22 protein-coding genes are annotated in these 21607 nt (G+C 70.9%); 7 read left to right on the top strand and 15 right to left on the bottom strand.

From position 1 onward, the window contains the following. Positions 1-1096 precede the first annotated feature (1096 nt). The 3 genes from ACZ6KY_RS39715 (at position 1097) to ACZ6KY_RS39705 (ending at position 3023) form a co-directional block, all read left to right on the top strand. Positions 1097-1720 (top strand): hypothetical protein, encoded by a 624-nt coding sequence (locus tag ACZ6KY_RS39715; protein ID WP_450911968.1) that lies wholly within the window; start codon positions 1097-1099, stop codon positions 1718-1720. A gap of 50 nt (positions 1721-1770) precedes the next feature. Beyond that, positions 1771-2190 carry a helix-turn-helix domain-containing protein gene (locus ACZ6KY_RS39710; RefSeq protein ID WP_469315119.1) on the top strand — a complete coding sequence of 140 codons (420 nt, stop codon included), beginning with the start codon at positions 1771-1773 and terminating at the stop codon, positions 2188-2190. Positions 2191-2591: 401 nt separating this feature from the next. Next, positions 2592-3023 (top strand): hypothetical protein, encoded by a 432-nt coding sequence (locus ACZ6KY_RS39705; protein ID WP_469315118.1) that lies wholly within the window; start codon positions 2592-2594, stop codon positions 3021-3023. An 880-nt stretch (positions 3024-3903) separates the two neighbouring features. On the opposite strand, the gene ACZ6KY_RS39700 is transcribed toward ACZ6KY_RS39705, so the two are convergent. The 15 genes from ACZ6KY_RS39700 to ACZ6KY_RS39630 form a co-directional block, all read right to left on the bottom strand. Then, entirely contained in the window at positions 3904-4176 is a 273-nt protein-coding gene (locus ACZ6KY_RS39700) for a hypothetical protein (RefSeq protein ID WP_469315117.1), read from the bottom strand. Continuing rightward, positions 4176-4412: a hypothetical protein gene (locus tag ACZ6KY_RS39695; protein ID WP_356616572.1), complete on the bottom strand. Its 237-nt coding sequence runs from the start codon at positions 4410-4412 to the stop codon at positions 4176-4178. The genes ACZ6KY_RS39700 and ACZ6KY_RS39695 overlap by 1 nt, the downstream gene beginning before the upstream one ends. Before the next feature lie 75 nt (positions 4413-4487). Continuing rightward, a complete protein-coding gene (locus tag ACZ6KY_RS39690) occupies positions 4488-4775 on the bottom strand; it encodes a hypothetical protein (RefSeq protein ID WP_469315116.1) in 288 nt (95 codons plus the stop codon). Positions 4776-4791: 16 nt separating this feature from the next. Then, positions 4792-5130, bottom strand: a complete 339-nt coding sequence (locus tag ACZ6KY_RS39685; RefSeq protein ID WP_428777071.1) for a hypothetical protein — start codon at positions 5128-5130, stop codon at positions 4792-4794. A 369-nt stretch (positions 5131-5499) separates the two neighbouring features. Continuing rightward, positions 5500-6261 carry a hypothetical protein gene (locus tag ACZ6KY_RS39680; protein ID WP_469315123.1) on the bottom strand — a complete coding sequence of 254 codons (762 nt, stop codon included), beginning with the start codon at positions 6259-6261 and terminating at the stop codon, positions 5500-5502. A gap of 104 nt (positions 6262-6365) precedes the next feature. After that, entirely contained in the window at positions 6366-6956 is a 591-nt protein-coding gene (gene tpg / locus ACZ6KY_RS39675) for a telomere-protecting terminal protein Tpg (protein WP_469315115.1), read from the bottom strand. 107 nt (positions 6957-7063) lie between these two features. After that, the gene (gene tpg, locus ACZ6KY_RS39670) at positions 7064-7621 is read right to left on the bottom strand and encodes a telomere-protecting terminal protein Tpg (protein WP_469315114.1); all 558 of its coding nucleotides are present in this window, start codon (positions 7619-7621) and stop codon (positions 7064-7066) included. 15 nt (positions 7622-7636) lie between these two features. Next, positions 7637-9859, bottom strand: coding sequence for a telomere-associated protein Tap (tap, locus tag ACZ6KY_RS39665; protein WP_469315113.1), 2223 nt, complete (start codon positions 9857-9859; stop codon positions 7637-7639). 100 nt (positions 9860-9959) lie between these two features. Further along, entirely contained in the window at positions 9960-10793 is an 834-nt protein-coding gene (locus ACZ6KY_RS39660) for a DciA family protein (protein ID WP_469315112.1), read from the bottom strand. Beyond that, on the bottom strand, positions 10790-12967 hold the full coding sequence (locus tag ACZ6KY_RS39655; protein WP_469315111.1) for a hypothetical protein: 2178 nt from the start codon (positions 12965-12967) through the stop codon (positions 10790-10792). Before ACZ6KY_RS39655 ends, ACZ6KY_RS39660 begins: the two co-directional genes overlap by 4 nt. An 844-nt stretch (positions 12968-13811) precedes the next feature. Beyond that, on the bottom strand, positions 13812-14081 hold the full coding sequence (locus ACZ6KY_RS39650) for a helix-turn-helix transcriptional regulator (protein ID WP_469315110.1): 270 nt from the start codon (positions 14079-14081) through the stop codon (positions 13812-13814). 479 nt (positions 14082-14560) lie between these two features. Continuing rightward, complete coding sequence (locus ACZ6KY_RS39645; RefSeq protein WP_469315109.1) at positions 14561-15028, bottom strand: cytidine/deoxycytidylate deaminase family protein; 468 nt, start codon at positions 15026-15028, stop codon at positions 14561-14563. Next, entirely contained in the window at positions 15028-15711 is a 684-nt protein-coding gene (locus tag ACZ6KY_RS39640) for a RibD family protein (protein WP_469315122.1), read from the bottom strand. The genes ACZ6KY_RS39645 and ACZ6KY_RS39640 overlap by 1 nt, the downstream gene beginning before the upstream one ends. Positions 15712-15715: 4 nt before the next feature. After that, a complete protein-coding gene (locus ACZ6KY_RS39635; RefSeq protein WP_469315108.1) occupies positions 15716-17116 on the bottom strand; it encodes a helix-turn-helix domain-containing protein in 1401 nt (466 codons plus the stop codon). A 154-nt stretch (positions 17117-17270) separates the two neighbouring features. Continuing rightward, a complete protein-coding gene (locus tag ACZ6KY_RS39630) occupies positions 17271-18590 on the bottom strand; it encodes a GNAT family N-acetyltransferase (RefSeq protein WP_469315107.1) in 1320 nt (439 codons plus the stop codon). A gap of 367 nt (positions 18591-18957) precedes the next feature. Between ACZ6KY_RS39630 and ACZ6KY_RS39625 the strand changes: the two genes are divergently transcribed. The 4 genes from ACZ6KY_RS39625 to ACZ6KY_RS39610 all read left to right on the top strand — a co-directional run bounded on the left by ACZ6KY_RS39625 (position 18958) and on the right by ACZ6KY_RS39610 (position 21481). Continuing rightward, a complete protein-coding gene (locus ACZ6KY_RS39625; protein ID WP_469315106.1) occupies positions 18958-19803 on the top strand; it encodes a hypothetical protein in 846 nt (281 codons plus the stop codon). A 492-nt stretch (positions 19804-20295) separates the two neighbouring features. Beyond that, the gene (locus ACZ6KY_RS39620; RefSeq protein ID WP_334646992.1) at positions 20296-20592 is read left to right on the top strand and encodes a WhiB family transcriptional regulator; all 297 of its coding nucleotides are present in this window, start codon (positions 20296-20298) and stop codon (positions 20590-20592) included. 192 nt (positions 20593-20784) lie between these two features. After that, positions 20785-20985 carry a DUF5999 family protein gene (locus tag ACZ6KY_RS39615; RefSeq protein ID WP_334647036.1) on the top strand — a complete coding sequence of 67 codons (201 nt, stop codon included), beginning with the start codon at positions 20785-20787 and terminating at the stop codon, positions 20983-20985. Positions 20986-21106: 121 nt separating this feature from the next. Next, on the top strand, positions 21107-21481 hold the full coding sequence (locus ACZ6KY_RS39610; protein ID WP_469315105.1) for a hypothetical protein: 375 nt from the start codon (positions 21107-21109) through the stop codon (positions 21479-21481). The last annotated feature ends 126 nt before the right edge of the window (positions 21482-21607 follow it).

The following is a 21607-nucleotide window of genomic DNA, read 5'->3' as shown; positions in this document are numbered from 1 at the left end:
CCCCGCGGAGCGGGTACCACATCGCTGCGCGATGTGCAAGGGGGGCGGTCGCTGCGCTCCCTTCGCCCACGCGGAGCGTGGGCGCCTCCCTCCGCTGCGCTCCTGGAGGCGGTGGGGCCGGCCGCTGCGCGCCCGGCTGGCCGCGCGGTGCGCGGCCGGGGCTGACGGGGTGCCAGGTGCGGCTAGTGGGGCCTCCAGTAGGGGAGTTGGGGAGCGCTTCGCGCTCCTGGGCGGGTCCGCTGCGCTCCCCCGCCTGACGGTCCTTCCGGCTGCGCCTCCAGTCCCTTGGGGCCCGCTGGCGCGGGCCGGGCTGGCTGTGAGGGTGGGGGTCGCTCGTTCGCGTGAGTTCCAGTGTAGTGCATGCATCGGGTTGATGCAGCATGTACCGTTGGCGGAAACACGGGACACCCCCCAACCACCCGGCCGGGGCGCGGCTTTTGATGCAAGGTCAGTGCCGGAATTCGGTTTCCCCCACTCACGCGAGGAATAACGAATTGGGAAGCTGCGGACCCGAGCCACAGAACGGTACCTCAGATATCGGAAAGGATGAATTCCGGCGTGCGGAGGTACCGGAGCCGAATGGCCCCCTGGGGCCGGGCGGCGGAACCGCCCACTGGCATCGGCCACGCTTCCTCGCTTTTGAGCGTCACGGCCGGTACCACCCGAGACGCAGCTCCGCTGGTGCCGCCTACGGTCCGCACCCGAGCCGCGGAGCCGCACGCGAAGCCGCCTCAGCCACCACGCCCCAGCCCCGGGACGGGCGCGGGCGAGGCCGGACACGCCCGGCTTCCCGCTGCTGCCAGCTCGGTGACGCCCGGCCCGGTACCCGCCCGACGGGCCCGGAGGGTGTCTTACAGACACCTAAGAGTGCTCGCGGCTTCAAAACGCGCTGACCTGGGAAAACGCCAAACGGCGTGTTCTAGATCTCCAGAACAAAGGGGGGTCGGTTTGTTCTGGAGATCTAGAACAAACTCCGGGCGTGTCGAGGCGGCGCAGCGACCCGCTGGAGGCAGGGCGTGTTCTACCCCTCTGAAACAAGACGGTTCCCCTAGTGGTACCGTTCGGCCCACACTCGATGATCTTCCTGGAGGCTTTGATGGAGCAGCTGCCGGTTGTTCGGCCTGGCCAGCGCGTTGTCGCCCGGTCGGACGGCAAGGGCGGCATGGTCGTCAGTGTTGAGAAGATCCAGGGCCGCGAGTTCGCGGTCAGCGCGGAGGTCAAGGGCTACGTCCTGGACGCCCGGCTGCTGATGGACGTCCTGGGCAGCCTGAAGATGCCGGGCAGCTGGTTCCAGGTGTGGTGCAAGCTCGTGGCCGCTCAGGACCCGGCGTACCACGGCGTCGACCGGACGAAGGCGCCGCGCGGGTACGTCCGGATCAACCAGCGCGACCTCCAGCAGCTGTGCAGCCTGTCCGCGGCCTCGGTGAGCGAGCCCGCGCAGTTCTTCCACCAGATCGGCTGGATGCGGACCGCGAAGCCGGGCGTGCTCCAGCTGAACCCGTGGCTCACGGTGGCCGGCACCTCCGCCGAGCAGGAGCAGTGGCAGAAGGAGTGGAACGCCGCCGAGGGCCCGGCCTGCATCATCCCGGCCCCGGACTACCCCGCCGAGTGGCGCGCGGAGCGGGCGAAGGCGAAGAAGGCAGCCGAGATCGCCCGCCGAAGCGAGAAGGTCGTGACGCTGTCGCGCCGCCGCCTGCCCGCCCGGAAGGCGAGCGCGTGACGCGCACGGGCATATCCTCAGAGCCAGACGACAACGACCAGGAGGCCCTCGTGAGCACCACTTACGTACCTGGCCCCCCGTCCAACGAGCCGATCACGCTCACCCGCGACGCTCTGCGGATGCTCGCTCTCGTGGACATCTCCCTGACCGCCCGACGCGTGCTCGATGTCCTCCTGGCCTTCCAGGACCCCGACAACGGCGCAGTCGGCATCAGCCAAGCCGAGATGGCGCACGAACTCGGAGCCGGGAAGCCCGCGGTGAACCGCGGCTTCAAGGAGCTGAGGGAGGCCGGCCTTGCCTGGCTCCTGCGCCGTGGCTGCTACCAGCTCCACCCCATCCTCACCGGCGGCCGGGTCGCCGGCACCGCGATGGCGGTCCCCGAGATCAACACGACGCCCGCCGAGGACTTCACCGAGCAGCGGCGGACCCGCTTCGCCGCCCAGGTCGCCAACCTCGCGCAAAGCGCCTGAGTAGCCCTCCAGGGCTCTTCTCGACGCCACGGCGCCGCACCCCAGGGTGCGGCGCCGTTCGCGTGCCCGAGACGCACGCAACGCCACATGTCGGTATCACCAGGGGTACCGACATGTTCTAGTTCTCCAGAACACGCGCCGCCCCCGGGCAGGCCCCAGGTCGCACATCGTTCCCCTCCAGGGGAAAGCCCAGGTCAACGGCGCGCAGCGCGGGCGACGGTATCACCAGGGGAACCGTCTTGTTCTGGTTTTCCAGAACAAGAGCGGCGGCCCGCCTGCCAGACGCGTACATCGTTCCCCTCCAGGGGAAAGCCCAGGTGAGACGGCCCGCACGAGCGTTCCCGAGGTGGAGCTCCGCGCGCCGCGCACCCGAAGGCCGGCCGACGCGGTACGAGTAGGGCGTGACGTACGACTTCGGCCTCCACTTCACCCAGGAGCTGGGCAACCACTTCGGCTCGCCCACCGACAGCTGGCCCGCGACTGCGGAACACGTGACCCCGTTCCTGGCGATCGTCGTCAACGTCCTGGGCGTGACCGACGGCGCGAGGTGGTTCGAGGCAGCCGGCCGGGCCCACCAGAAGGTGGTCGACGCGGACGAGGCCCGGACCTACAACTTCGGTTTCGCCCACTACCTGGACATGGCGACCGGCGCGCACGAAGAGACCACGCTCCCCATCGAGGCCGCCTTCGAGGCGATGAAGGGGATGTACGTGCTCGCCCGCCGGGACTCTGTCGTCGACGTCCACGCGTACTTCGACTGCGCGCTGCGGGCCTGCTCGCGCGGCGGCGGGTACGCCGCCAGCACGCCGGTTGCAGCAGCCGCGTCCGCGTAGCCGGCTCCGGTGCAGCGGCCGTCTGCTGCACCGGTGAGGTCCGCCTTGCTACCCGTGCAGCACCCGTGTGCCGCCCGGGTCGGGCGAGTGCTGCACCGCGAGCCGGGCGGCCGGGGCAGCACCCGGCCTTGCACCCCGCTGCTGCCCTTGCACCCTTCGCGACCAGGAGCAGTAGCCCGTGCAGCGGGACGGACAGCAGCGGAAGGGTGCAAGGTCTGGTCGGCACTGGAGATCCCCGCTGCGGCTTCGCCGGGAGACCGCTGGGGGCCGTCCGAGCGGGGCGCGGCCGGGCACCGCGTTGCACCCCAATGTAGGTAAGTAGTTGTAGTACCTACGTGCGGGTTGAACTCTCCCCCCCCTGAGAGCGGAGCTCGCAGCCGGGAGGCCACAACACCGGCACCGGAGACGAACCACGGGGACACCCGAACGGCGTGAAGCGCTGTACGCCGCTGTGAGAGCTCGAGAGATCCGTGATCGTCTTCCGGGAGCCCGGAACCGCTCAGAGCGGCGCAGGAGGCCGCACAGCGCCGGGAAGGATCAAGTACGCCCCGGGGTGACGGGCACAGTCGTGAGCTACGCCCGACCGTGCGAATGCTGCGCACCCACCAGAACCGCCGACCGAACATCCGCGTCAGCGAGGTCTAGCGCAGCCTCTACCACCGGTACCTCGCCTTCGGCGGGTGAGGCGGAGAGCGCTCGTCATCTGGTCAGTCAGTCCTAGGTCTTCCTCTTACGCGAGCGATCCCTCACCAACCGGCGGACCCGATCCCTCACCAAACGACAGACACGCCGATCCGCTGCGGACTGTCGTCGCGGTCGGCGCCGGCTTCTTCGACGCGGGCGAGCAGCACGCGGTCGGCCTGGTCCAGGACGTCGCGGGTCAGACCTCGATGAAGGCGACCACGACCACGGTCTTCAAGGCGGTCACCCAGTACACGAGCCGGACGCGTTCGACGTCGTCGACGTACTGGCGCAGTCGCGGGCCGCTGCTGTCGCCGGGCAGGAGTTCGCCGGCGTCGGGGTCGACGGAGATGACGACCAGGGCGCGGTCCAGGGCGTGCAGCTCGGCTTCGCTGGTGATGGTGTCCAGCTGCTTGGCGGCGGAGTCGGAGAACGCGATCTGGGCGCGGCGCGGGCCGTGCGGTGTGGGCATCAGGCGACGGCCGGGCGCTGGGCGGCGAGCCGGGCGAGGTGGGCCTCGCGCAGCTCCTCCCACGGCGTGCAGTCCTCCACCGAGGGCAGCCCGTTGGCGGCGATGTCCTCCAGGACGGCGGCGAGCTGGTCGGCGCTCTCACGGGTCCGGGCCGCGTACGCGCGCAACCCGTCGGCGGCGTCGGGCTCCAGCTGCTGCCGGACGGTGGTGTCGGCGGGGGCCGGCTGTTCGCTCATCGAGGGCCTCCAGGGCGCGAACGGGCGTGTGCCACCACGGTATCGGCCGTACGGCGGCCGTGGGGCCGCTCGGCTTCACTCAGGCACGGGCTGCGCGGCCGCGGCTCCTTCGACCTTGGCGCACCAGGGTTCGCCGGCGCACTTCCCGCCGAAGCCGGGGTTGGCGCAGGTGCACTCCGGCTCGCGCTCCGTGACCTGCGTGATGCGGTAGAGGCCCGGAGTCATCGTGTCGATGCGCAGCTTCTGGACCTTCGCCGCGGCCTCTTCGATCGAGGCGGCGTGGGTGGTGTAGATCAGGGTGGTGGCGCCCGGGTGGGACGGCTCGGTGCACCGTGCCACGACCTGGTATTCGTGCGTCGTCATCGCGCCTCCCGGGTGCTCAGGCGGGCAGGCCGGGCAGGACCTGGCCGTCGGTGATCTGGGTGCGGGCGGTCAGGGCGTGGCCGTCGCAGACCACGTAGCGGTCGCCGTTGTCGGCCTGGACGGTGTGGGTGGCCGGCTCGGTGCAGGCCGCGTCCAGCCGGTCGTACGGCCAGACGTTGAAGCAGGTGAAGTCCGTGCACCAGGAGTCGAAGCCCTCGGTGGCTCGCGCGCGGGCCTTGAGGGTGCCGCCGTGCTCGGGGCACACGCCCCACGGCACGGTGCACCGGCTCGGGTCGGCGGCGGTGCTCTGCAGGGCCTGGGCGTAGAGGGCGGCGGTGGCGCTGTCGGTGCTCACCCCGGCGATTCTTCCGCACTCCCCGGGCCGCCCGGGGACGATCCCGGCGGCTCGTACGAGGGCGCGCTGTCCGATGACACAGATCAGCTGAACAGTGACACAGGTGAGCGTGTCCACCTGGGGAAACAGGGGGGTGATGACACAGATCGGCTCACTGTTCAGGCGGGCGAGGGATCGCGGCCGGATGCGGACCGTAACCGCTCCGGGAGGGGTGTCACGCTGATCGGCGAGGTGGCCCAAATCCGGGTTCGGGCCCGTGGTTCCGGGCCGGATCGTCAGCGTGACACCCCGACGTGACAGCCGGATCGGGGTGCGTGACACCGGTCAGCGTGACAGCGTGACAGTCACCCTCGGTGATCGCGGAGGGGGCTACGGGCGGGCGCGGGTGAGGAACGCGGCGAGCGCACCGGCGGCTTCGGGCTCGGTGGTGGCGAGCCGGGCCGCGAACGCCAGTTGGTCCATGTCGGAGTCGGGGACCAGGCGGGCGAGTTCGGCGAGGAGCGCGGCGTGCGTGAGGACCGGCGGCGGGAGAAGGCCGGCGGCTTCCTCGCGGGCGGTCGGGTCGCGGTAGTGCCCGATGTGCGCGGCCAGGGCGTGCGCGAGCCAGGCGTCGACGTCGGCCTGGACGTACCCGCCGGCTCGCCGGGTGAGTTCGTCCCGGACGGCTTCGTCCCCGGTACGGGGCTCGGTCTGCTCCAGCGTGCCGAGCTCGCGCAGCGCCTGGAGCTCGTCGGCGCGGGCCGCGATCCGGGCGGCCTCGCGCAGTTCAGCTTCCCGGGCGGCGGCGGCCGCGGCGTCGGCGGCGAGCTCGGCTCGGACGACGTCGTCGGTGTCCGGGTCGTAGACGGTGCCCGGGACGGTGTCGGCGAGCAGCTGCGCGATGCGCTCCCACTCCGCGAGCTCCGCCGGGCCGCGGACGTCGTCGGCCAGGTCCTCGTGCCGGGACGCCTGCCGGGCGTCGAACCGGGCGTCCTCGAGGGCCGCCGCGACAGCGCCGGCGTCCATCCCCTTCGCCCGGCGCCGTACGACGCGGCGGCCGATGCGGGCGGGGTCGACCGGCTCACGGGGCGCGGCGACGCGCGGGGCGAGCGGTCGACGGGTTCCGCCGCCGGGCGGCCACATCCTGGTCATCATCGGCCTCGCATTCGTGGTGAGGAATCAGAGCGGGCCGCCGCCAGAGCGCTTCTGCGACGACCCGCCGGATTGTTTTATAGCAGGCTCTGAATTCGACCGTGTCAGAACAGGAACTCGATGGCCTGAACGTGCGTGAAATCCGCGCGCAGACCATCGGCGCGGGTGCCCCATTCCGTGAAATACGACTCGGTGATGGCCTCCGCGACGATCGGATGCAGATCTTCCTCCGTCGCTCCGGACTCCTGGAGAGCCAGGATCTGCCGCGCGTAGGTGGGCGAGATCGGGGTGGTGATGGTGCGTATGCGGCCGTCGTCGGAGCTGCCCGTGCACGTGAATCCGAAGTACGCGGTCACCTCCACCATCATCCCGCTGGACGTGGACGCCTGTTCGCGTGCCTGTGCCCTGACCTGCGGTTGCCACTCGGATTCGGTCTCCTCCACCAGGGCGGCCTGGAGGCGCTTCTGCGGGGTCGTCAGCTTCCCGGCGCGGTAGCGCTCCACCGTGCGGCGCGAGACGCCCAGGCGCTCCGCCAGGGCCTTGGTCGATCCCTTCGCCCGTGTGAGGAGGAATTTCACCTGAGCCTTCGCGGATTTCGGCGCGGGCCGGGTGAAGACCTTCCGCTCCGCCCGCGTGAGGGCCTCCAGGACCTTGCCGCGGCTCGGGGCCGGCTGCTGCTGCTCGTGATCGCTCATGCTTCCCAGGGATCACGGATCGCCTGTGGACAGATTCCGGGCGCCCTCCCCACGCGAGCGAGCCCGGACCAACTGGTCCGGGCTCGCGGGCTGTTCGGGGCGCGCTGCTACAGGTCGAACTCGAGGTGTTCGACGTCGGTGAACCGGACCTCTTCCAGGCTTCCGGCGCGGCGGCCGCCGTCCTGGAAGTAGACCTCCTTGAGTGCTTCGGCTGCGATCTCCTGGAGCTGGGCGTCGCTGGCGCCGGCCTCCTGCGCCTCGAAGAGGCGGGCGGCGTAGACGGGCGGCAGGGCGACGGTCAGGTGCCGGATGCGGTCCTGGTCCGTGGACCCGATCGGCGCGGTGTAGCCCATGCGGGCGCGGGCGTCGATGACGATGCCGCCGGTCGTCGCCGCCTTCTCGCGGGCCTTGGCCCGGATCTGCGGCTGCCACCGCTTGGTCACCTCGCGCTCCAGGCGGGCGGCGAGGTCGGCGCGCGGCTTCTTGGCCTTGCCCGCCACGTACCGCTCCACCTGCCGCTGGGACATGCCGAGCAGTTCGGCGACCGCCTTCGTGCCGCCGAGCTGCTTGACCATGTACCGCATCTGCGGGCCCGCGGACTTGGGTGCGGGGCGGGTGAACGCCTTCTGCACTGCCTTGTCCAGGCCGTCCCCGAACATGCTCATCGCCTGTCTGCTCCCCTACTCGCCGTTGTCGACGTCGGTGACGGTGCCGTCCTTGATGTACCGGGCGAGGTTGAGCTCCGGCGCGTTGAACCGCTCGCGGACCTCTTCGCCCCACAGGACGTCCTGCGTGCCTTCGTGCTTGACCAGGCCCGGGTTCACCCCGAGCTTGAAGCCGCCGGGCAGCGGCTTGCCCTCCCGGTAGGGCAGGAAGTCCAGCGGGCTCGGTCCGTTCGCGGCGTAGACGACGCAGTCGGACAGAATCGCGATCGGGTACTGCCCGGTGAACGCCGCATGCTTGACGATCTTCCGGTGCAGGTTGATCCGGGTGCGGGAGATGACCGCCGCGCGGATGTGGGGATTCCACGTCGGACGGGACAGGGCCCGCCACGGCTCACCCGGCCGCCAGCCCTCCCCGCGCGGGCGCTCGCGCAGCTTGCCCAGGCCGCCCTTCACCGTCGCCTTGACCGCCGAGACGACGATCGCCAGCTCCGGGTCACGGGCCTTGTAGCCGTCCATCGCCGTCAGGAAGCCGGCCGGGGCGAGGTCGGCGTCGACGCCGAGGTCGGCCATCGTGGCGAGGTAGGCGTCCCGCAGCCGGTTGTACCAGCCGTCCAGGTAGCGGCCGTTCTCGCGCCGCACCCACGCCTCCAGCGGGCGCACCTCGTAGCCGAGCTCCACCGCATAGGCCACGGTGGGCGTCGCGTACCAGGCCGGACCCTCGGGCCGCTCGCCCTTCGGCGTGAACGGCGAGGGCAGCAGGCTGCCGTCCAGCTCCACCCACTCCTTGCCGACCTTCACGCGGGACAGGTCGACATGGCTCAGGTCCACCAGCCACGAGCCGGGCAGCTTCGGGTCGAACACCGGGGCCTTGACGTGCGTCGCCTCACCGAGGCCGACGTTCAAGCCGTTGGCGCCGGCCGCGAAAGCCATGTTGACGTCGATGCCGACCAGGTGGCGCAGGGTGCACTCCGCGTCGGTCATCGGCCGCGCCCAGTCGTACGCCTCCTCGAACAGCTTCTCGCCAGGGCCGCGCACGTGGAACCGGGGCAGATCCTTGAGGACGGGGTGGCCGTCGGGGACCTCGCACGGCGGCCAGTTCATCGGGTCGATGGCGTCCTTGCCCAGGCTGCCGGGGTTGTGCTCGGAGTGCCGCTTGCCGTCGGCGTCCGGCTCGGAGGCCCGGGTCGGCGGGTGCAGCGCGGTCATCAGCTCCAGGCCGGTCACGGCAGTGGAACCGCGCGGCGTCATCACCCGCGAGGCGTACACGCCCAGGACGCGGGCGAGCTCCGCCGGCGGAAGCTGCCCGGCCTCACCCCAGTGACGGGTGTCCAGCGCGTTCCACGACGGGATGCACAGCTGCACGCAGGCCCGCTCCGACCCGGTCGCCGGGCGGTAGATCCTCGCCCACGGCCCGAACCCGCGCTTCGTCAGCTTCCACTCCGCACGGACCAGCTGCTTGATGACCTTGTGGCCCTCGGGCAGGCGCCCAGCGAGCCGCTCCTCCTCCGTGAGGGTGGCCGGGAGGCCGTAGCGCTCCAGGGCCGCCTCGGTGAGGACGATCAACGGGTCGGCGTCCTTGCCCGGCCCGGACAGCTTCGGCTGACCGAGCTTCGCCTCGCGCAGCGTCCAGTCCACCAGGGACGGCAGGGACTTGGCGGGCACGTCCAGGACCAGGCCGCCGGTGCAGTACGCCAGCACCTTGCCGTCGTCGTCGACGTCCAGGACCGCCAGCGGGCCGTTCTCGAACCGCGGGTCGGCACCGCCCGCCGGGGTCCCGGCCGGGGCAGCCTTCCGCGCGCCGGGACGCCGCGACGTCGACGTGGTCCTGGTGGTGCTGGCCGGGCGGGACGCGGCGGCCGGAGCAGCAGCGACAGGGACGGGGGTCTGGGTGTTCTCGGTTGCAGTCATGACCGCAGCCTCGGGTGCCGGGCCTGTGGACAGAGTCGGCGCTTCCGCCGGTGCGGGTGCTCCGGTGAACGTGGCGGGCACCGGGGCCGGGTAGAGCTCCGCGAGCTGCGTGAGCAGCCGCGCGTACGCCTCACGCTCCGGGCCGCGCGGCTCGGTCGGCTTCTTCGTCGACTCCCAGGCGGACACCGTGGCCCGCCGCACCTTCAAGGCGCCGGCGACGTCGTCCAGCGTCAGGCCGTGCGCGACCCGCAGCCGCTTGCGCTCCTCCGCCGACGGCAGAGCAGAGCGGGACGCGACCAGCGCGTCGACCGCATCGAACATCTCGGACATGGAACACCTCCTGACCCACACTCTACCCCATGAACCGTAAGATTCGCGTACGCCTACCGTACAAACACCGTACGACCACTCTTGAGGGTGAGGCGACGTTTCATGCTGACGTCCGCAGCGGAGCCCGCTGAGGCGTCACCGCCGCCACCGTCCCGGCCTCTCTCGCCGCGCGCTCCGCACGGGCCCGGCGCAGCGCCGCCGCGTGGGAGACGTCGGCTTCACGGCGTCGCTGGGTACGGGCCTGGTCGATCGGGGCCGGCGCATCGTCCGCGACGACATCGGTCTCGGGGAACGCCCGGCGGGACAGCTCGCGCATCGCCCGGTTCTGCCGCTCCACCGCCTCCGCGATACCCGGGTCCACACGGGACGGCACGGCGGCCTCCTGGTGCGCGGCGAGCGCGCGGCGATAGCCCTCGCACGCCGTCTCCCTGGACTTTGCCGGACCGGTGGGCGCGGGGGCCGGGTCTGCCGGAGCGACGTCGGCCGGACCGGACGCGGGCACGGCGCCGGGCGCCAGGACCCGCAGGGCACGCACGACGGTGCGGCCCGCCGCCTTGTTGGCGGCCGCGATGACACGGGTCTGCTCCAGGCGGGCCTTCGTCGCCCACGCCGACGACTCCGGGCACACCGTGAGCTGGCCGGAGTCCGCGTCGTACGACACGGCGGCGACGTGCCCGGCGAGCTCGGGGGCGATGGCCGCCCACCGCTCGCGCAGGGAAGCGCCGGCGGCCGGGAGCTCCCAGGCCCGCTCGGTGACCAGCGCGCCGATCGCCACGCCCAGGCCCATCGGCTCGCGCCCGTCGCGCCGCACCGCCGTGACGGCCCGCGGCTTCTTCTTCGCTTTCTGGCCGGCGCCGTTCTTCCGGGCCGCCTCCATTGCGGCCCGCAGCGCGACCCGGGCCAGGTCGACCCCGGACACCTCGCCTTCGCTCATGCCTGCCCCCAGGTGGTGTGCCCGAGGACCAGGTGGTGCGTGCCCGAAAGGCGCTGCGCTTCGTTGACCAGCTGGTTGCTGAACAGGCGCCTGGCCGACGTCTCGCCGTACTGGTCGATGTGGTCGAAGACGACGCTGTGGTCCTTCGACCCGCGCACCCGCCAGTCGCGGACCTGCTCGCGGGTCAGGTCCTCGAGGACAAGCTCCTGCTCCTGGTCGTCGCCGTCGACCGGGTCGGGCACGACGACCGGCCGCGGCGCGGGCAGCACGATCGGGGCCACCGGCGCGGCCGGGGCCTCGAAGGTCGGCGGCGCGGCCGCGGCTTCGGCGCGGGCCTTGGCGGCGGCGGCCTGCTGCTCGCGGACCTGTGCCCACCGGTGCTCGCGGATCCACGCCTGGGCGGTGACGTCCTGGTGCAGCTGCTGCGCGGTCGCCGCGCGGCGCTCGGTCTCGGAGGCGTGCGGCATCGCCGCGTCGACGGCGGCCGCGACCGCACGGCGTTGGTCGCGGCGGTCGGCCTGCTTCTCCTCGCAGCGCGGGCAGTCCGCACCGGAGTCGAGCAGCACCCGGTCGTCACACCGCACGTCGCCGCACCGCTGACGCTGGGGCAGGGCCAGGCCGATCAGCCAGCCCACCGGGTCCTGGATCGGCCCGCCCAGCCGCATCTGGTCCTCCAGGCGCCGGGCGACCCGGTCGGCCAGGATCTGCGGCGCATCCGTACGGCCGGCGAGGCCGACCACCCGGGCCAGCTCGCTACGGGCGGCGGCCTCCACCAGCTTCCGGGCGGCCGGACGCTCCAGGCGCGCCCACACCAGGTCGACCGGAGCCAGGACGGCCCGCAGGTCTTCCGGCGGCAGAGGCACCCTCCCCCGCTGCTGCCTGCCCTGGCCTGCACCGTCCACGACCCGCACCGGAGCTCCGGCCACCGGCCTGCGGCCGCCGTTCATGCCTTCGACGACCGGGGACTTCTCCTGCTGTTCCCCGCGGAGCGGGCCGCCGTCCTCGCGCACGCACGCGCGGTCCGGCAGACCACCGGTCGCCCCACGGCCTTCGCCGGAAAAGCCACCAGAGAGCGCGAGAGAACCACCAGGAGTAACCCCAGAAGCGTGGAGAGCGTGGTGCTGTGCAGTTGCGGCGAGGTCTGCCGATCCGCCGATCCCGTCCTGCCCGGCACCCTCGATCCCAGTAACCACAAGGGTCTCGCCCGTCTCGCCGGACTCAAGATCTCCGGATGCAGTACCGGCGAGGTCTGAAAACACGGCATCCGCGACCCGGCGGGCCTCCCGAACGGCCACGCCGTGGGCCTTGGCGACCGGCACCAGGCGCACCCGCGACTGCGCGTTCAGGCCCGAGCCGGTCTCCTTGCGCACCACGTCCGCGACGCCGTGCTCCTGGAGGCGCTTGAGGACCTTCGCCCCGGCCGCTGCCGTGCAGCCCAGCAGCCGCGCGACCGTCGCCGCCGGACGCCCCCGGTCGGTGTCGACCGACCCGGGGCACAGCTGCAGCCAGCCCGCCGAACCCGTCGTCAGCACCATCAGCAGCAGCCCGAGCCGATCCGTCGCAGCCCCCCGGCCCGTACGCCCGGCGAGCAGCCCGGCCGGGACCGGCGCCTTGTCCTTCGGCGCCCACCCCGGACCGAACAGCACGGTGATCAGGCTCAGCAGCACCGCCAGCTCCGAGCGGGACAGTGCCAGGGCGTGCCGCCGGTCGCCGGCCTGCTGCGCCCGGTACATCGGGATCACCCAGCACTCCAGGCCCGTCGCGTGCCCGAAGGCGTTCGTCGCGATGTTCGAGCCGAGGAAACCGGCACCGCGCAGCTCGGGCAGCACGGTGTGCGCGACCGTCGACTGGGAGACCCCCAGCCACCGACCGAGCTCCGCCGCCCAGATCGACGCCTGGTAGTCGTCGCGGACGTTCGCCTTCGCCATCAGCACCACCGAGGCCAGCCGCGCGCCGTCCGACGCACCGGCCAGCGCCGGAGACGACACCAGCGCACGCACCGCGGCGAGCAGCCTGGCCCGCATCGTCTTCGACAGCTGGAGCGGGTTGCCCAGCTCCAGCGACGCGACCGGACCGGCCTGCGCCGAAACCGACCGCAGCCGACGACGCGACGCCCCGCCGAACTCCGGGCGGGGATGCATGAGCGGGGCGGCCGACGCCGCGACCGCGCTCATCGACCCACCGCCGCGACAGAGCTGTGCGTGGACACGGGCAAGCAGGCGCGAACGATCATCCCGGCAGCATCAGGGGATTCCCCTGTGGACAGAGTCCGGCGAGCAGCGGCGGGCCTGTGGACAACGAGAGCGGAGGCGGACAGATCAGAACGAGAAGAGGGGGTCACACCTTCTACAGGTTGAAAATCCGGGTCGCGTGTGACGCTCCAGACGAAGTTTTTCGACCGGGGGGCACATGCCGGACTAACGACCCGAACCGGGAAAAACGGCCGCGCCAATCCCGCCGTGCGGGAAGCCCGCCGCTCCCGAACCGGGGTGAAACGGGCGAAGCCAAGCTGACAGGGGGACACCAAGTCGTGCACTATGAGAGCAACCAACTTCCATATGCGTGGACCGACCGAGCCCCTGCCGGGGCCGGCCAATCCGTTCGTTTGGTTGTTGCGCCCCCTCCGTGAGGAGCGGGCACCGGACGACGAACCAGAGGCGGGACTTCCTTCCTTCTGTGGCGACTCGGACGGGTGCTCTATTGGCCCTGCCAGGGGCCTCTGGAGCGTGCGGACGCCCCCTGCCAGAGGGGCGACTGCGGTTGTGCGACCCGCCTGCCAAGGCGGGGTGTTGCTTGCACTAGAAAGACCAGCTCAGTGAGCTGGAGCCTGGAACCGGCGCCAACCGGGACCAGGCAGCCGACCTGGTTGTTAGACCAGGCGGCGAGACGGGCCGCGCGAGGCCGAAGTGGATTACCAGTCCACTCTTTTGGCGCGCGCGGCCGATGACCTAGGTCATCCCGACCCCCTCGATACCGAAGGCGGAGTCGGCGAACCCAGAAACGGGCGGTACCGCGAAGTCATCCCTCATCGGACGCCCCCTCGATGGCGGCATCCGGATACTTCTCCGCCAGCTTCCGAAGCAGGTGCGCGTACGCGCGGCGGTTCCCGCGGTGAGGCTGGGTGGCCCCGGCCTCCCAGCGCGCGATCGCAAGACGCTTGACGCCAATGGCCTCAGCAACTTCGGACTGCGTGAGGCCGGCGGCGAGCCGGAGCTGCTGCCGCACCTTGAGCGTGGGGAGGGTGTCCTCCTCCACCAGGGCGTCAATTCGCCTCAGCGGATCAGACATCGGAACCTCCACCGTAGGCAATGATTCCCGAAAAGATACATGATCCGGACGATCTTCAGTAACGAGAACGAGCGTGTTGCCGCACGAGACACCGATTGGCCCCATCCGACTCCCCTCCCCCCGTTGATGACAGTCCCGCTCCTGACGTGAGAACGCGCAGGTGGAACCCCTTGGTGCCCCTGAATCCGAACAGATTTCAAGCGGCAGTTCCAGCGCTCGCCGACTCGCAACCCCGCCGCTCCCACCTGACGGGAAGCTTGTTCGTGAACCGTCCCGCCACACGGGAAGGGGAACGACCGCGGCGAGTGTGGCACGCGATCGGACGCGGCGTCTGGTGACATTCGGGGGTGACATTTGGATGTCACCCCCGAATGTCACCCCCTTCGTCCTCACCCTGTGCGGTCCCCTGCAAGACGGCGCGACGATGCCGATCTTCACGGCCCGGCTGCCAGGCGATCCGATCACGTGCAGCTGCTCCGTCATGCAAGGTCCCCCAGGTGCGCGTTGACCGACTTCGCGGACTTGGCCAACTCGTGCAGTTCCACGACCACGACCCCGGCCTCCACCAGCTGCTCGTAGCCGACGCAGTCGTCGACGAACAGGCTCGGCTCGCGCCAGGCGATGACTGCCCGCGGAATTCCAGCGGTGAGGATGCGTTGCGTGCACGGGGTGCGCGGCGAGTGCCGCTGTGAGCAGGGCTCCAGAGTGCTGTAGATCGTCGCCCCGGCGAGACGGGGGTCGTCCACGGGCAGCTTCCCGAGCGCGGCCTCTTCCGCGTGCTCGTGCGGGTCGGCCTCCCGGGAGTAGCCGGATGCCAGCTCGGTGCCGTCCTCGCCGACGATGACCGCGCCGACCGAGTAGGCACCAGCAGCCGGCGGGCACAGCGCGGCAAGGCCGATCGCGCGCTCCATCCAGCGCAGGTCCTGGTCTCGGTCGGGCGCGTACATCAGGCGGTGCGCTCCTTCGGTGCGTAGCGGACGAAGACCACGTCATCGATCGCCCGCACCTCCAGCACCTTCATGCGGGCGGTCGACCCGCCCGGGTAGTCGGCGGCACCGAGGAAGCGGGCCGCTTCCGGCTGACCCACCAGCAGCGGCGCGATGGCCAGGTGCACTTCGTCGGCGAGGTTCTGCGCCATGAGCTGGGTGTGGATCGTTCCGCCGCCCTCCACCATCAACTGGCCGACACCGCGACGCCCGAGCTCCTCGAGGACCAGGACCCAGTCGAGGTCCGGTCCGACGCTGACGACGTCGGCGAGGTCCCCGAGCGTCGCCCGGACCTTCTCCACCGCGCTGTCGACGGTGACGACCAACTTGGCGCCGCCGTGGTGCCAGAAATTGAGGTCCGCGGACAGGTCCCCGGTCCGGGTGACCGTCACCTTGAGCGGGTAGGCCGGCTTGCCGTCGGCAACGCGCTGAGCACGGCGTTCATCGCTGTTGACCAGCAGGCGTGGATTGTCCCGGCGCATGGTGTTCGCGCCGATCAGGATGGCGTCGGACTCCGCGCGGACCTGGTCGACGCGGTCGAAGTCGGCGGCGTTGGACAGGCGCAGCCGCTCGGGGCTGGTGTCGTCCAGGTAGCCGTCGACCGACATGGCGGCCGACAGCACGACGTACGGGCGGGCAGTCATCTGCTCAGACATCCGTTCCGGTTTCGTGGGCGAGGGTGGAGTCGAAGGCGGCGCGGAACTCGGAGACCGAGGACTCGCGCTGCCAGGGGATCAGGGCCGTGTCGAGCCGGGCGAGCTCGTTGGTGATGCGGCCGGAGCCGGTGTCGGCGGCGACAGTCAGCGCGTGCATGCCGACCGTCGCGGCCCGCTCCGGATCGCGGGCACCGGCCAGGGCCACGGCCTGCCGTGCCATGTAGACGCCGCGGTCGCGGTGGTAGTCGCCGGGCATCAGTCGGATGGCGTCGGCGAAGGCGTCGGCGGCCTGGTCGTGCTTGCCGAGGGCCTCCAGGCCCTGCGCGCGGTGGACCTCTACGTACGAAGCGTTCAGCCACACGCCCCACGGGGTGGGATCGGCGGAGGCGCCATCGAGGGCGTTGCGGACATCGTCGATGGCCCGCTCGCTCTCGTTGGCGTCACCGCGCAACGCGTGCCCGTACGCCTCGTAGGTGCGGGCCACAGCGGCGAGCCGGCTGCGGGGCCGGGCCATCCGCTGGGCGGCTTCGGCGAGGTCGACCACGTCGACCAGGTCGGCGGTGTCGCCGGCCAGTTGTGCCTTGCGGGCCATGACGTAGGTGGTCAGGTCCGTGTCGCCGACCGTGTAGGACCACTGCATCGCCCTGTCGAGCCAGTAGGACGCGGCGTCCGGGTTGCCCAGGTCCTGGTGAAGCCAGGACAGGAATTCCCCGTACTGCGTCTGGAGCTCCATCAGGTCGTGCCGGTCGGTGCCCTTCGCCTCCCGGCGCAGCTGCTGGATGACGTCGATGTAGTCGCGCGTGGTCTTGAGGGCGTGGCGCGGCCCAAGCAGGTTGTCGCCGTCGATCAGATGGCGACGGGCGCGGCGCAGGTGCTCAACCGGTGTCGAGCCGTAAGCCGACGCAGCCCGCGCCTTGCGAACCAGGCCCGGCACGCCGTCCGAGTCCGCGGCCGCCGGCGAACCCATGCCAACCGCCGCAGCGGCTCCCAACCCCACCCCCGCGCGCAGTAGTGCACGCCGTTCCAGAGCCACCCAGACCACCGACCCATCACGTAGACGACACGGGACCGAGATCCCCTCACCGTCCGACGCTGCCTGGTCAGCCACCGCCAAGGCCAGGTTCACCGACGACTTGGCCACATGAACGGGCGGATTGGCCACATGGCCACGCTCGTCACCGATCCGCTCCCAGAGGCGGAGCAGCATCCCGCTGGCGTCCAGGGCGCCGTCCAGGAGCGCCGCCTGGGTGCGGTCGGCGGGGCGCTCCGCTCGTTCGAATCGCCCCAGGTGGGCGTGGTCGATGCGAGTCCGCTTCGAGAGTTCACGGAGGCTGAGACCTCGCGAATTCCGCAGCTCGCGCAGCTGGTAGCCCCAGTTGTGTAAGGGGGACACCCAGGGCGTCAACTCCCTCGGTTTCTGTGCCATCCCGCCCCAATCCTGTGGCTGATGTGGCCAGTTCGCCCGGCCACATGTCAGATCTGGAACTTGCAGCTCCCCGGGCTTAGAACCGAAGCAACGGTTTCCGAGCTCAGCGAGGGGGTGTTGCTCAGTGAGTGCTGTCGGGCAGTTCGGTCTTCAGTTCAGGTCCGCCACCACGGCTGTAGTTGGCCGCGCGCTGGAACAGGGCACCGCTGCTGCGGTCGGCCGCTTCCACGGTCCGGACGTGCACGAATCCACGGTCGCTGTAGTACCGCTGGAGCTCGTCGTTGGAGCGCCACGCATCCAGGCGAAGCAGCTGCTTGCCCTGTTGGAGCGCTTCCCGTCCAGCCCAGTCGAGCATGGCCGAACCAAGGTCCTGTCCTGCTACGTCGCGACGCACGACCATGCGGTGCACGTAGAGCGCGCGGTCGCTGGCCTCGGATGGGGTCCAGAAGTCAGGGTCGGCGTGCTCGTCGACGGTGATGGTCGCGACCGGCGCACCGTCGGCTTCGACGATCCAGCACTCGCCAGCTTCGATGTTCGCCTTGATGCGTTCCTCGCGGGGCGGGTACTGCCACTGGTCGATGCCGCGCTCGTTGAGCCACGAGGCGGCGTGTTCCCAGAGGTCGATGACCGTACGCAGATCGGTGGCGATGGCAGGGCGGATCGTCAGGGCGTCCGCGACCGGTGGCCGGCTGCGTTCGTAGGTGATGACGTGCCGGTCACCGGGCAGGACGTTGACCACCGCGCGGACGGGCCTTCCATCCGTGGTGAAGCCGGTGCACAGGTGCACGGCGACGGGCGTGCCGGGGCCGAGCTGGAGGCGGTCAGCCTCTTCGGGCGTCGGCATCCGGACGTGCAGCTCATCGAGGGCGCGGACCTGCTCGTGCCCCAGTTCCGCCAGCACGACGTTCGCGCCGCGGGCAATGTCGTCCGGGTTCATGATCTCGCTGTTCTGGACCAGGGACAGCGGGAAGTGGGAGTCGTTCGTGTTGTACGGGATGCCGTCGACGAACCGGACGCGCCGGCGAACAACCACCAGCTCGCCCTCGTTCATCTGGAGGCGCTCGCGGACGTGTCGCGACGGCGTCTCCACCTTCACCTCGATGTACTGACTGGCCTCCCGGCCTTCCTCGTGCATCTGGGTGAGGAACTGGTCCATCTCTGGCGACAGTGGACGCTTTCGGAACTCGCCCTGCGGTCGGTACACCATCGGTCGCCGACTGCGGACGAAGTAGCCGCGGGGCCGGTCACTGATGATGAGACCTTCGTTGACCAGGACTTTCAGTCCCTGCACGGCCGTCGAACGGGTGGTGTCCCATTCGGCCGCGATCTCTGCTTCGGTCGGCAGCCGGTCACCTGGGGCCAAGGTCCCGTCGGTGATCTGAGCGCGGAGTTTGTCCGCGATGCGCTGATAGAGGGCCCGTGCCCTGCCGCTGACTGCCATGGGAGATGTCTACATGCCCGTGAATGACTAGTCAATGTAGGCGAAGAGCTTGACCTGGTGTCGCGCACCGTGCATGCTTCATTGCGTCGGGCATTGAGTAGTCAATCTAAGTCGACTACTTGAAGCTCGGTCTGACCAGCACCATCGCAGCAGATCGCCACCTCGGTGGCCGGAGTCCAAAGCCCTAGCCACCTCGGTGGCCGGAGCCCGAGGCACCTCTAACTCCTCCGCCCATGGTCTGCAGCGAGTACCACCCCGCAGCGCTGATGCGTTGTCCGTCCTCCAGGACGCCGGTTCGCCGTGCGGCCTGGAGAGGCGGAGAGAGCACCTGCGACGCACCCCTGACCCTCCGTACGAAGGAGCCCTCATGGCTACGCGAACCCGTGACCTCGCCGCTCAGAAGCGTCCGCGCCGGGCCCGGTCCCGCGCCATCAGCACCCTCCCCCCGCTCGTCGTCTCCAGCCTCAAGCCGCACGAGGTCGACCTCGCCTACTCCACGCTGGTCTGCCCCACCTGCCGCACCTGGGTGCCGATCAGCACGCCGCACAGCTCGCGGCCCAAACTGGTCCCCCACCACACGGAGAAGGCCGGCACCGACGACCCGATCCGCTGCCCCGGCAGCCACCGCCTGGTCACCGTCAACCTCACCGTCGACCAGTGGTTCCAGCGACTGGAAGAGGGCCTGACCCAGACGAACGGACGACGCTCCACCCGCGTGATCCGCAAGCCGAAAACCGGTTCGACCCCCGCCGTCATGCAGATCGTCGGCGGCGCCGTCGACGACAAGACGGCCCGCAAGCTGGACGAAGCCCACGTCCGCGGCTGCACCACCTGCTCCATCAAGGACGACAAGGGCAACATCCTGCGCGCCGCCGACCTCACCTCCCGGTGCACCGACGGCCGCCGCCTCGCCCAGCTCGCCGCGCACACCAAGCGCCTCGCCCCCGCCCGCCGCGCGGCGCAGATGGACCGCGAGGACTGGAACGACCGCCGCGCGTGGGGCCTGCGCCTGCTGCACGAGCAGCAGTGGCAGAACGTCTCCGAGACGGTCGCCGACGCCGACCTCCGGCGCGTCCGCGACACCCTGGCCGCGCTGATCCAGACGCTCAACCCGCGCAAGGCCGACGCCCCGCAGCTCACCGACTGGGAGCGCGCCGACCTGATGAGCGCGATCACTCTCCTGGCGACGCAGGAAGAGCAGCTCACCCGGTAGGACTGGACGACGAACGACCACGGCCCCGGCCACCCCATAAGAGGGGAGGCCGGGGCCGTGGCTGCTCGTACGAACAGCCTGAACAGCACGACAGCCCCGGCGACTTGAGACCCCCGGGGCTGTCCAGGACCTGAATCGGAGGACCTGATGCGAAACAGCATCGCACGCCCGCTCGGCAACACGGACTCGGACCCGGACATGGACGAGGCGCTGCGCCGGGCGAGGGGCGGCAAGTGATGAACGCGATCACGAGCCTGACCGACGCGGAGCGCGAGGACCTGTCGAAGAAGAACAGCGAGCAGAACAAGCGGTCGGAGAACAACCGCCGCTGACCGATCCCCCGGCATTGCCCGTCGCCCCCGCGCCCACACGGGCGGGGCCGGCGGAGAGCGCCGGGAGCTCACCCCCGCTCCGGCCATCCGGCCGCCACCACACAAACAGCCCCGGGGATGCACCCCCGGGGCTGTCGTACGGACCTTCTGGGAGGCCCTGATGAACAGCTCCATCGTACGCACCCCCTACTACGGCGCCGACACCACGAAGATCGTCGAGAGCCCCCGCGCGCTCTGCGCCGACGAGGACCCCGAGCTCTTCTTCCCGATCGGCGACACCGGCCCGGCGCTCCTCCAGGAGGAGGAAGCCAAGGCTGTCTGCCGTCGCTGCCCGCTGATGGAGTCCTGCCTCCAGGGCGCGCTGGAGCGCGGCGAGAACTACGGCGTGTTCGGCGGACTGTCCGCGAAGGAGCGCCGCTCCCTCAAGCGCCGCGCCGCCCGCAACCGCACCGCCTGACGGGAGCGGCGGGCAACTTCCGGCCCGCCCCACAGCACTGCCGCACAACGGCTGTCCGCACGACGGGCTGCCGGCCTTTCGCACGTCTCCAGCCCGGGAAAATCCCGGGATCGCCTTCCTCCCCCGCAGGAGAGCCCCATGGAACGCAGCCACCAGCTCGACACCGCGACGACCCCCACCAGCGCCTCCCGGATGCCGGACTCGGAGTGCAAGCACACCCCGAAGTGCCCGACGGCCGCCAGCTCCGACCGTGAGGCCGCGCAGGTCGTGGCCGCGCACCCGGAGCAGGGCTGGAGCCTGTTGTGCAACGCCCTGGTGCTCTTCGAGGACACCGGGGAGCTGCTGCCCGACGGCCAGATCATCGCCCCTCACCGGCCCCTCGCCACGGTCTGACGGCTGCCTGATCCGCCCGGCCCCGACCGCCGAACTCCTGGCGGCCGGGGCCGGGCGGTGACTGAGAGCCGGACAGCCCGGACGCCCGGCCCCGCCGGAGCACGCGATACGAGGAGAGCCCATGGCACAGCAGCCGCAGACGCAGGCCGTCCAGCCGCAGACCCGCTACATCAAGGGCGACATCGTCCTGTTCCGCAACGTCGAACGGTTCTGGCTCGGCAAGCCCGGCCACACGTTCGTCGGCCGGGTGGAGCGCTCCTGGCAACACGTCGACACCGGCAAGGTCCTCTACGACCTGACCGAGCTGGGCAGCCTCAGCTACCGCGCCGGGATCGACCCCGACTACATGCGGCCGCTCCCGGCGGCCGACGCGATGCACGACATCGACATCGCGCCGCTCAGCGAGCCGGACACCGGGGCGATGAGCCCGGCCGCCGTCGCCTGGCTGCGCCAGCACCTCGTACAGGACGCCGCCGCGCTTCCCGCCCGGAACTGACCACCCCAGCACAACGGCCCTCCGAGCCCCCGGCATTAGAGCTGCCGGGGTCCCGGAGGGCCTGGTCACGACCCTACCCACCGCCGCAGATCCACGGTGCCCCTTCTGTACGGAGGCGCCCGGAAG

This window comes from Streptomyces sp. NPDC042002 (assembly GCF_055588305.1).
This window is presented reverse-complemented; position numbering and strand designations above follow the sequence as displayed.